Source organism: Pseudomonas sp. Q11, assembly GCF_024494355.1.
Taxonomy (GTDB): domain Bacteria; phylum Pseudomonadota; class Gammaproteobacteria; order Pseudomonadales; family Pseudomonadaceae; genus Aquipseudomonas; species Aquipseudomonas hefeiensis.
Genome location: NZ_JAKNQY010000002.1, coordinates 265,341 through 276,320 on the forward strand (window position 1 = coordinate 265,341; position 10,980 = coordinate 276,320).

The following is a 10,980-nucleotide window of genomic DNA, read 5'->3' on the forward strand; positions in this document are numbered from 1 at the left end:
GATGGGACATCAGCGGAGGCTTTACCCATGAGGTTGACTGAATATCGGGCATTGTTGATCGACTGCGATGAGGTCCTGGTGGATCGGGACTCCGCCATCTGGACGGCGCTGCAGCCGCTGCTGGAAAACCACGGCGAATCGCCGGAAAAAACCCAGGTGCTGGCCGAGTTCGACGAGGTGCTGCAAGCGCTGTATCCACGTTTCGGCGAATTGGGCTTCAGCGGTTTGCTGTGTTTCGCCCACCGTCAGTTGGCCGAACGCTGGAAACTCAAGGTCAGTTGGGAGGAGGGCATGAGTTTCGCCCGCTCGGCCGCCGCCTGGACGTTGTTCGAGGATGCGCCGGGGGCGATGCTCTATCTGCGCAAGTTCTATCGCCTGCTGGTGCTGGGCGACCGCGATGCAGAAGACCGGGGTGCGTTGTGCGAGCGCCTGGGCATCGAGCCGGAAGATTTTATTTCACTGGCCAGTGACCCCTTGCACGATCCCGATTGGCTCAAGACCAACGACCTCGATGCGCAAGCTATTCTTCAAGTGACCCGCCCTGGCGCCCGCCCGGCCAAGGTTGGGGCGGTTTGCCTGATCTGTCGCAGCCCCGACAACCCGCCCAAGCCGTGCGCGGGCCAGTATTGCATCAACAGCATGGCCGACCTGGTGGCTCAGCATCAGCTGTCTTTACGGTGCTGATTTTGTTAGAAGATTGTCTTACAAATGGCAGGCAGAGGTAGGCGATGGAAGGTGTAGCGAAACTGGACCGGATCGATATCAGCATTCTGGTAGAGCTTCAGAAAGACGGCCGCATGACCAACGTCAGCCTGGCCGATGCCGTTGGCCTGTCCGCCAGCCCATGCCTGCAACGGGTCAAACGGCTGGAGTCGTTGGGGTACATCTCCAGCTACAAGGCCCACTTGAACCTGGCCAAGATTACCGACTCGGTGACGGTCTTCACCGAAATTACCTTGAGCGACCATAAGCGCGAGGACTTCGCCAAATTCGAATCCAACATCCGCCTGGTGGATGAAGTGCTCGAATGTCACCTGATCAGCGGCGGCTACGATTACCTGGTGCGCTTCATGACCCGCAGCATCCAGGATTACCAGGACGTGATGGAAAGCCTGCTGGACAGGAACATCGGCATCTCCAAGTACTTCAGCTACATCGTCATCAAGTCGCCTGTGCGCAAGGACGAGATTCCGTTGCGCAAACTGTTGCGGCATTGATTCAAGGAGAAGGGGTCACGGTGATCCAGCGCCATCCTCACTGGAGTGAATCAACGCACCCACCCGCTGGCCCAGGTCAGTCAAGCTGAAAGGTTTGGCCAATACTTGGGTCGTGGCGTCGACTGAAACCAGATTTTTACCCTCGGCGAAGCCGGTGATGAACAACACTTTCAGCAAGGGGTATCTGGCCTTCATTTCATTCGCCAGGCTGACGCCATTCATGGTTCCGGGCAGGCCGATGTCTGTCAGCAATAAATCGATGTGCTCGGTGTTATCGGCTTGCTTCAGGGCAGAGACGCTGTCCAGGGCATCGATCACGTGATAGCCGGTTTCAGTCAGAAATTCCGAGACCAACTGGCGAATTGCCGCTTCGTCGTCCACCACCAGGATGGTTTCGTTGGCGCCGGGCTGCAAGGGTGCGATTTCATCCAGATGAGCACTTTTGGCCCTGATGCGGGACTGGCTGACAACCGGAAAATACATTGTCACGGTCGTGCCCACGCCGACGCTGCTCTGAATCTTCACCTGCCCTCCGGATTGCTGGGCAAACCCGTAGATCATCGACAGACCCAGGCCGGATCCTTCGCCAATGCGCTTGGTGGTGAAGAACGGATCGAACACCCGAGACAGGATGTCGGCGCTGATCCCCGTCCCTGAGTCGGTAACCGAGATCGCCACATACGGACCCGGTGGCATCATTTTTTCGCTGGAAGATATCGCATCGATAACGCAGCGCTGCACGTCAAGTTTCAGGGTTCCGCCGCCGGGCATCGCGTCCCGGGCGTTGATCGCCAGATTGAGCAGTGCGTTCTCCAGTTCATTCGGGTCGCATTTGATCGGATCGTGGCCCTTGAAAGAGCATTCGACATGAATACTCGGTCCCACGGAGCGCCGGATCATTTCCTCCAGGCCAGCCACCACCTTGCGTGGTTCGAGAACTTCCGGTTGTAGCGATTGCTGCCTGGAAAATGCCAGCAGGCGCTGGGTCAGGGCGGCTGCACGTGTGGCTGAAGTGAGGGCGACCGAGTTGTAGCGAGACAATTCGTCATACCGTTGGCGGTCGATGCGCCGTTGCATCAGCTCCAGGCTACCGGTGATGCCGGCCAGAAGGTTGTTGAAGTCGTGGGCGATACCTCCCGTCAGTTGGCCTACCGCTTCCATCTTCTGACTTTGCCGCAGTTTCGACTCGGCCAGCGCACGCTCCTGTTGTTCGGCTTCAAGCTGCTCGGTACGGGTTGCGATGCGCTCTTCAAGCAGGTCGTTCCAGTCCCTCAGTGCCGCCTCCAGTTGCACCCGCTCGTCGATGTCTTCGACGGTGCCGTACCACTGCTCGCATCGTCCTTCAGGATCCAGGCTACAAAACGCGCGGATTCTGAACCATCGATATTCCCCTGTGGATTTTCGCAACTGGATCTGCGCGTCGAAGGGTTGCAAACTTGCCAAAGACTGGTTCCATAACCTGGCAAATGATATTCGGCCATCGGGGTGCGTTGCGTTTAACCACTGGCGCCCCAGTGTCTGCGCCGGCGACCTTGCGGTGTATTCATACCAGCGTTGATCCAGCGATGTCACCGCGCCATGGCTGTCGGCCGTCCAGGGCCAGAGTGGATTGAGCTGCGCGGCGATTCGATAGTGTCTTTCGCTTTCACGCAATTTTTCTTCAGTCAGGCGCATGGCCTGCATGGTTTTACCGCGTTTCAATGCCGCACCCAGCAGGTTGCTGTAGCCGCGCAGAAAGTCGATGTCGCTCTGGCTAAACTGCCGTGGGCTGCGGCTGTCGACTTCGAAGATGCCGAAGGGGCGCGTCTCGGTGGCGCCGTATACCAGCACATTGACGAACGCCTGGACGCCGTTGCGCCTTTGGAAGTCGTGATAGTGAAAGCGTGTTTCTGTTGCAATATTCGTGGAAATGACAGCGCCGCCGGTGTCCAGGGAATGCCGTTCCGGGGTGCCTTCCAGTGCCTGAACCCGGACTTCGCCGACGACGCCCGGCGCCCAGCCGACACCGTTGCGCACGAGGAAAGTGACCCCGTCGTCTTCCAGCGACATGAACTTCGCCAGATGGGTTTCCAGTGCCTCACCGACGAGACGACACGCCTCGTCGAGGATGTGCTCCAGGTCGTCTGAAACCAGGGCCAGCTCGCCGAACTCGGCAAGTACCTTGCGTTGACGTAATAAAGTGTCTTCGATTGTCATGGGGGTCACCCTTGGTACGTCTTGAATATCCGAGGGTTGGAGGACGGCTAGGTTCACCTGAATTGATGAGCGTGCCAGTCAGGGCCATATGCTGGATTTATGTCCCATCCCGAGGGCTCCAGTCCTGGTAGTACAGATGCACGCCCTTCCGGGTGGTGAGGTAGCTGGCGGACTGAATAACGCTCTCGACGGCGGACGTGCTCGCAGCGGTCTGGGCAGGGGAGGCAGCCAAGGGCAGGAAGGTGGACCGCACCATCGGTTTGGGACGGGTTTGCGTCTATGCTTATTCAGTGAGTTCCATCAGGCCCGTGCGTGAACACCGATCGGCCTATCAGGAGAATATGTGAGACTTTCGACATCGGCTGCAGCGCTGCTCTGTCTATTGCTTGGCACTGTGGTCAGGGCCGGGGAATATCAGGTGGTTACCGAAGAATGGGCCCCGTACAACTACCAGGAGAACAATCAGCTCACCGGCATGACCACGGAGATCGTGCGGGCCATCATGGCCCTGACCGGGGACGACTTCGAGGTGCTGCTGCAACCCAGTATGCGCGCCACCCAGGTACTGAGGACCCGAAGCAAGACCATCATGTTTTCCCTGTTCCGCACGGCGGAGCGCGAGCCGTTGTACAAGTGGGTCGGGCCGATCGTGGAAGAGTCCATTCATGCTTATCAGTTGGCCAATGTGCCGCCGCTGACCTCCCTCGAGCAACTGCTGCACGCCCCGCGGATCACCACGCGACATGCCGGCTTGGTGCCCAATATGTTGCAGTCACTGGGCTTCGACAACCTGGACAGAAGTGCAACCGAGAGTAAGCAGCTCTACCGCATGCTGCTCGCCGGGCGCACCGGCATCATCGTAGGCGACACCGATGCCGGGGTGGCTTACTACAGCCGCCAGTTGAATATCGCGCCTGGCACACTGCGCAAAATTCCCATCGAGCTCTATCGGTCCTCGCTTTACATCGCCTTCAGCCCTGACTCTGAAGACGAAGTGGTGGCTGCGTGGGCCAAGGCTTTGGAGCAGTTGCGCCGCTCTGGCGAAGTGGGGCGGATTCAGCGGCGGTATGAGCGGCCCGTTGGGCAATAAATGAAAGCTCGCGCCGCCTGAAAGCTGTACGGAGCGTGATTTTGCAGTGGTCATCCGGCCACCCTCGGAAAAGGACTTCATTGATGAAACGGCTACTCGCCTGCGCCCTCGTTGTTCCGGGCGAAAACCCTTTCCTCCATCCAACCCCCTCAAAGCAACCTTTAAATGCCAGAATCTCTTTACTAGATCGTTTTGGAGATCACGATGCTTCACGCATTTGAACAACGGCTCGACCCTTTTCCTCCCGACGAGGCGCCGCCACCACCTGAAGGTCTGGCCCGGTTCCTGTGGGCCTGCACCCGGGGCGCTCGCGGTTATATTCTCGCGCTTGCGCTGCTCAGTGCCGCTGTGTCGATTTACGAAGCCTGGCTGTTTTCTTTTCTCGGGCAGGTCGTGGACATGCTCTCGACCTGGCAGGCAGGCGGCGATGCGGCCAGGCAGGAAAGTCGAGTGCTGTGGGGCATCGGCGTGGTGCTGGTGACCAGCATAGGGCTCGTAGCGTTGCGCACGATGGTGCAGCACCAGATATTGGCGATCAACCTGCCGTTGCGGCTGCGCTGGGATTTTCATCGGCTGATGCTGCGACAAAGCCTTTCGTTCTTCTCCGATGAATTCTCCGGCCGGGTCACCACCAAGGTGATGCAGACGGCGCTGTCGGTGCGCGAGGTGCTATTCACCATTATCGAGATCGCTCCGGGGATCGGGGTGTACTTTATCGCGATCATCGCGCTGGCCGGCGGCTTTGACCTGAAGCTGATGCTGCCTTTCATTGCCTGGGTGGCGTTGTTCGGTCTTGCCTTGCGCTACTTCGTGCCCCGCCTTGAGAAAGTAGGGCAGGAACAGGCCCACGCGCGGTCATCAATGACCGGGCGTATCTCAGACGCCTACACCAACATCACCACGGTAAAGCTGTTCTCCCACTCCAAACGTGAAGCCCACTTCGCGCGCGCGGCCATGGAGGATTTCAAGCAAACCGGTTTTCGCCAGATGCGCCTGGTCAGCCAGTTCGAGATCGTCAATCAGGTACTGGTGGTCGGGTTGATCATGGGTGCAGGCGGTTATGCCCTATGGCTATGGCACCAAGGCGAAGTGGGCGCGGGTGCCGTGGCGGCGATTACTGCCATGGCGTTGCGCATCAATGGCATGTCGCACTGGATCATGTGGCAAATGACCTCGCTGTTCGAGAGCATCGGCACCGTGCAGGATGGCATGGCGACCCTGGCCCGTGGCCCCAAGGTGCAGGATGCGCCGGACGCCGACGAGCTGGTCACCACAGGCGGCGCGGTGACCTTCGACAATGTGAGCTTCAATTACAACGGCGAACGCCAGGTGCTCGATGGCCTGAGCCTGAGCATTCGCCCGGGCGAAAAGATCGGGCTGGTGGGCCGCTCCGGCGCCGGTAAATCCACGCTGATCAACCTGCTGCTGCGCTTTTACGACGTGGACAGCGGTGAGATTCGCATCGACGGGCAGAACATCGCGCACGTCACCCAGGACAGTCTGCGCAGCGCCATCGGCATGGTCACTCAGGATACTTCCCTGTTGCATCGCTCCATTCGCGACAACATCGCCTATGGGCGCCCCGATGCCACCGACGAGCAAATCCGCAGCGCCGCGGCCAGTGCCCAAGCCGATGGGTTCATCAGCCAACTGAGCGACAAGCAAGGCCACAGCGGCTACGACACCCTGGTGGGCGAGCGGGGTATCAAGCTCTCGGGCGGCCAGCGTCAACGCGTTGCGATTGCCCGGGTGATGCTCAAAAATGCCCCGATCCTGCTGCTTGACGAGGCCACCAGCGCCCTGGATTCAGAGGTCGAAGTAGCCATCCAGGAAAGCCTCGATGAAATGATGCAGGGCAAGACCGTGATCGCCATTGCCCATCGGCTGTCCACGATTGCGGCGATGGACAGGCTCATTGTCATGGATGATGGACGCATCATCGAACAAGGCACCCACGCCGAATTGCTCGGGAAAAACGGCACCTATGCGCGACTGTGGCATCACCAGAGTGGCGGATTTCTCGGGGAGGATCAGGGCGTGGCTGAGGCGGTGGAGTAGGCATGAGGAGCAACAGTCTGGAGCGATCACTGTTCGGGCTGGCCATTGAGATATCTTGTCGATCCGCCAAACATTCCAGGGAAGCCCATGCTCAGCTCGCTCATATCAAATGGTCAACCACGAACGCCTGACCCATCAGAGCTGATGGTCCCCTGGTGGAGTTTTACCAAAACAATCCTGGCCGCGACGGCTCTATCGTTGGTGCGTGATGGGCTGATTGGATTGGACGACCCCCTTGCTGATCAGCCTTTCACGCTGCGCCAGCTGCTGCGGCATGAGGCAGGACTCGCCGATTATGGCGAACTTGCGGAGTATCACGCCGCCGTTACGAACAGTGAATCCGCCTGGTCGGCCGATGAAATGATGCAACGCCTTGACGGTGCTCGACTTCGATACACCCCCGGCACCGCTTGGCGCTACTCGAATGTGGGCTACTTGCTCATCGGCAGGCTTATTGAACGACTAACTGAGCTGACACTCGATGAGGCAGTGAGTCAGCGCGCACTAACCCCGCTGGGCCTGTCGAATGTTCGCTTCGCTAAAACGCGAGCAGACCTACAAGCGACCCATCTTGGAAGTGCCTCAAATTATGACCCCGCCTGGGTCTATCATGGCTTGCTGATCGGCCCGGTTTCGCAAGCAGCGCTATTTTTGGATCGACTCCTTTCTGCCGATCTTCTCTCCACGGGCTTGCTCCAGCAGATGCAGGCAGCCCGAGCATTGGGTGGCCCGATTCCCGGACGCCCATGGATCACGCCGGGGTATGGCCTGGGTGTGATGCAGGGTTCGATTGACGGTGGATTTTCCCTCTGCGGACACACAGGCGGCGGGCCTGGCAGTGTCATTGCCGTTTACCGTATCTGCGACGGCGGCGCATCGGTTTGTTGCGCCGCTTTTGAGAGGGGAGTCAGTGAAGGTGCGGTCGAAACCTTTGTTGTTGGACAGATGCTGCAAGTTCTGCGGCCGGGGGTTGAAGGCGGTTAAATGAAAGACAAAATCCGAAGGCTCGAACCGCTCGCTCGTATCCATACGAACATTACGCAGCCCCACGGTTTCCAGGTGTGAGGCGTACAACTGCGCCGAAAAATAACTGATCAGTATCGAGCGACGGCGCGTGCCCACCAAATTCAGACTACCCGCATGTATCAAATCAACATCGAACACCAGGATGTCACCGGCGCCGCCTGAAAGCTGTACGGAGCGTGACTCGTCGGTGAAGTCTAATGGCGGCTCCCCCAGCCCGGGTCGATGGCTGCTGGGCACGATACGCGTCGCGCCGTTCTCGGGACCATAGTCGTCGAAAAAAGCCAGGGCGATGGCGATGTCGCCTGGCCGATGGGCCGACAAGTCGCGGTGCAACTGTTGACGGCCGCCCCCGGCAAGAGGTTCGCGTCCCTCCACCTGCGAGATAAAGAACCGCTCCCCGATCAACTCACCCACCACCGCCAGCACCTGGGGCAGACGACACACAGCCTGAACCTTCGCATCATCGTCCAGCATCGAATAACGCCAATCCATCCCACGGGGCACGGGCCACTGGTCCGACGGCCTCACACCTGCATCGAACACGGCACGCAGGTCTTCCATCCATTCGGTCGGGATCGCTTGACGGAGCAGAGCGTAACCATCTCGATGGAGTTGATCGCGGTCAGTCATGGTTTTCTCGACTTCCTTGTGTGGACGTTGGCAAGGCTAGTATTCAAAGCAAAGTTGGACCACACGACACTACAAAATCGAAAACGACCAGAGACAGAACCCGGAAGGTTTGCAGTTATCGTCTGGCCACCATCCAGGAAAAGGACGTCACCGATAAAGCGTCTGCCCCCGAACAAAGCCTCGTTGCAAAACCCACCGCCACAACTCAAATCGCGCCTCCAGCGCCGCCCGACGTTGCCTATGAACCCTTGCCCGTCAGTGCCGAGCGTGTCGGGCCCTCTACCACCCGGACCCTGGGGACGGGGACCGCGCTGAATTATCAAACGCGCGCTGGGGTGGTGAAGGTCATACCTCCGGTTGAGGTGCGCACTGTACAGAGGGTTTATTCAGACTGCCGAATGGAAACGCTGCGTCTGAAGGGTTGTCCGATTTTTCACAATCCGTCTGAACTTACCCTCTCCGCCAACCCTCGCAAAAGTAATCACAGCCAGGAGGGAGCCCGATGAACAGTTATCCGAAACCACCATTCAAGACACAACAGCAGCCCGTGCCCGGGGAACAGCGCAAGATGGACCCGCTGCCCGATTGTGGTGAGCAGACTTATAAGGGGTCGGGCCGCCTCGCCAATAAAATAGCCTTGGTCACCGGCGCCGACAGCGGTATTGGCCGTGCGGTGGCCATAGCCTTCGCCCGTGAAGGCGCGGATGTGGCGGTCTCCCCAGGGCCAATCCGGACGCCGTTGATCGTCTCGACGATGACCGAGGACTCGGTGAAAGATTTCGGTGGCAATACGCCGCTGGGACGCCCCGGCCAGCCGGTTGAAGTGGCGCCGATCTATGTGCTGTTGGCGTCGGATGAGGGCAGCTATATCTCCGGTGAACGCTACGGCGTGACGGGTGGCAAACCCATTCTCTGAATTAAGGGAGGAGTCCAATGACGATGACAGTAGGCGATTTTCTGGTTGAGCGGCTCAGCCAATGGGGCGTGAGCCGAATCTTTGGTTACCCGGGCGACGGTATCAACGGCGTATTCGGCGCGTTGAGCCGGGCGCAGGGCAAGATCGAATTCATCCAGGCCCGTCATGAAGAAATGGCCGCGTTCATGGCGTCGGCGCATGCCAAATTCACTGGCGGACTGGGTGTGTGCATCGCTACTTCTGGGCCGGGGGCCTCGCACCTGATCACTGGGCTGTATGACGCACGCATGGACCATATGCTGGTGCTGGCGATTGTCGGGCAGCAAGCGCGGGCGGCACTCGGGGGCCATTATCAGCAGGAACTGGACCTGGTCTCGATGTTCAAGGATGTGGCGGGGGCATTCGTGCAAGAGGCTTCGGTGCCGTCCCAGGTGCGTCACCTGGTGGATAGGGCCGTACGCACGGCGGTGGGTGAGCGCCGAGTGACGGCGATCATCCTGCCCAACGACTTGCAGGAAGCAGCCTATGAGCCGCCGGCCAGAGCGCACGGCACTGTCCATTCAGGGGTTGGTTATTCAAGGCCTCGGGTGGTGCCTTATGCGGCTGATCTACAGCGCGCCGCAGATGTGTTGAATGCGGGTGAGAAAGTGGCGATTCTCGTCGGCGCGGGGGCATTGGCGGCCACCGATGAAGTCATCGCTGTCGCCGAAGCACTGGGCGCTGGTGTTGCCAAGGCGTTACTCGGCAAGGCCGCAGTACCCGACGATTTGCCCTGGGTCACCGGCTGCATTGGCCTATTGGGCACTGAGCCCAGCTACAAGCTGATGACTGAATGCGACACCTTATTGATGATCGGTTCGGGGTTTCCCTATTCCGAGTTCCTGCCCAAGGAAGGCGATGCCCGTGGCGTGCAGATCGACCTGCAACCTGACATGTTGAGCCTGCGTTATCCCATGGAGGTGAACCTGGTGGGCGATGCTGCCGAAACGCTGTCGGCGCTCATGCCGTTGCTGACCCACAAGACGCAGCGTAAGTGGCGCAAGAAGGTTGAAGGTTGGCGCGCGACCTGGGAGAAAACCCTGGAGAAACGCGCCCTGGCCAAGGCCAAGCCGATCAACCCACAGCGGGTGGTGTACGAGCTGTCGCCACGCTTGCACGACGGCGCCATCATTACCAGTGATTCTGGCTCCTGTGCCAACTGGTATGCCCGCGACTTGAAGATTCGCCGTGGTATGCAATGTTCATTATCCGGCGGCCTGGCTTCCATGGGGGCGGCTGTCCCCTATGCGATTGCCGCCAAGTTCGCCCATCCGCAGAACACGGTGATCGCGCTGGTGGGCGACGGTGCGATGCAAATGAACAACATGGCTGAGCTGATTACTGTCGCCAAATACTGGCGACAGTGGCAAAGCCCTAAATGGATTTGCGCGGTGTTCAACAACGAAGACCTGAACCAGGTCACCTGGGAACAGCGCGTGATGGAAGGCGATCCCAAGTTTGAGGCGTCGCAAACCATTCCTGACGTGCCGTATCACCTGTTTGCGATTTCGCTGGGGCTCAAGGGGATTTTCGTCGAGCGCGAGGAGGATGTCGCTGCGGCCTGGGAGCAGGCGTTGGCGTCGGATGTGCCGGTGCTGCTCGAGTTCAAGACCGACCCCAACGTGCCGCCATTGCCACCGCATATCAAGCTGGAACAGGCCAAGAAATTCGCCTCCACCTTGCTCAAGGGCGACCCGGATGAGGCCGGGGTGATTGTGCAAACCGCCAAGCAGGTGCTGGCCAACGTATTGCCAGGAGGTACAGAAAAATAACGAACACCTGCGCGACCGCGTAGCCAAAGATGTAAG

8 protein-coding genes and 1 pseudogene are annotated in these 10,980 nt (G+C 59.2%); 7 read left to right on the forward strand and 2 right to left on the reverse strand.

Annotated elements, in window-relative coordinates:
- Positions 1-27 precede the first annotated feature (27 nt).
- Positions 28-684 (forward strand): HAD family hydrolase, encoded by a 657-nt coding sequence (locus tag MA884_RS03340; protein WP_256229023.1) that lies wholly within the window; start codon positions 28-30, stop codon positions 682-684.
- Between the two features lie 44 nt (positions 685-728).
- Positions 729-1,217 carry an Lrp/AsnC family transcriptional regulator gene (locus MA884_RS03345; RefSeq protein ID WP_256229024.1) on the forward strand — a complete coding sequence of 163 codons (489 nt, stop codon included), beginning with the start codon at positions 729-731 and terminating at the stop codon, positions 1,215-1,217.
- A gap of 15 nt (positions 1,218-1,232) precedes the next feature.
- Here MA884_RS03345 and MA884_RS03350 read toward each other — a convergent pair whose 3' ends face one another.
- Positions 1,233-3,413 carry an ATP-binding protein gene (locus MA884_RS03350; protein ID WP_256229025.1) on the reverse strand — a complete coding sequence of 727 codons (2,181 nt, stop codon included), beginning with the start codon at positions 3,411-3,413 and terminating at the stop codon, positions 1,233-1,235.
- A gap of 343 nt (positions 3,414-3,756) precedes the next feature.
- Between MA884_RS03350 and MA884_RS03355 the strand changes: the two genes are divergently transcribed.
- From MA884_RS03355 to MA884_RS03365, 3 genes are all read left to right on the forward strand, one after another.
- Positions 3,757-4,503, forward strand: a complete 747-nt coding sequence (locus MA884_RS03355; RefSeq protein ID WP_256229026.1) for a transporter substrate-binding domain-containing protein — start codon at positions 3,757-3,759, stop codon at positions 4,501-4,503.
- A 204-nt stretch (positions 4,504-4,707) separates the two neighbouring features.
- Positions 4,708-6,561: an ABC transporter ATP-binding protein gene (locus tag MA884_RS03360; protein ID WP_256229027.1), complete on the forward strand. Its 1,854-nt coding sequence runs from the start codon at positions 4,708-4,710 to the stop codon at positions 6,559-6,561.
- A gap of 87 nt (positions 6,562-6,648) precedes the next feature.
- On the forward strand, positions 6,649-7,545 hold the full coding sequence (locus MA884_RS03365; RefSeq protein ID WP_256229028.1) for a serine hydrolase: 897 nt from the start codon (positions 6,649-6,651) through the stop codon (positions 7,543-7,545).
- 6 nt (positions 7,546-7,551) lie between these two features.
- Here MA884_RS03365 and MA884_RS03370 read toward each other — a convergent pair.
- A pseudogene (locus MA884_RS03370) lies at positions 7,552-8,217 on the reverse strand (phytanoyl-CoA dioxygenase family protein); the annotation flags it as partial.
- A gap of 502 nt (positions 8,218-8,719) precedes the next feature.
- Here MA884_RS03370 and MA884_RS03375 point away from each other — a divergent pair.
- Positions 8,720-9,133 carry an SDR family oxidoreductase gene (locus MA884_RS03375; protein WP_256229029.1) on the forward strand — a complete coding sequence of 138 codons (414 nt, stop codon included), beginning with the start codon at positions 8,720-8,722 and terminating at the stop codon, positions 9,131-9,133.
- Positions 9,134-9,150: 17 nt separating this feature from the next.
- The gene (locus MA884_RS03380; RefSeq protein ID WP_256229030.1) at positions 9,151-10,944 is read left to right on the forward strand and encodes a thiamine pyrophosphate-requiring protein; all 1,794 of its coding nucleotides are present in this window, start codon (positions 9,151-9,153) and stop codon (positions 10,942-10,944) included.
- Positions 10,945-10,980: the final 36 nt, after the last annotated feature.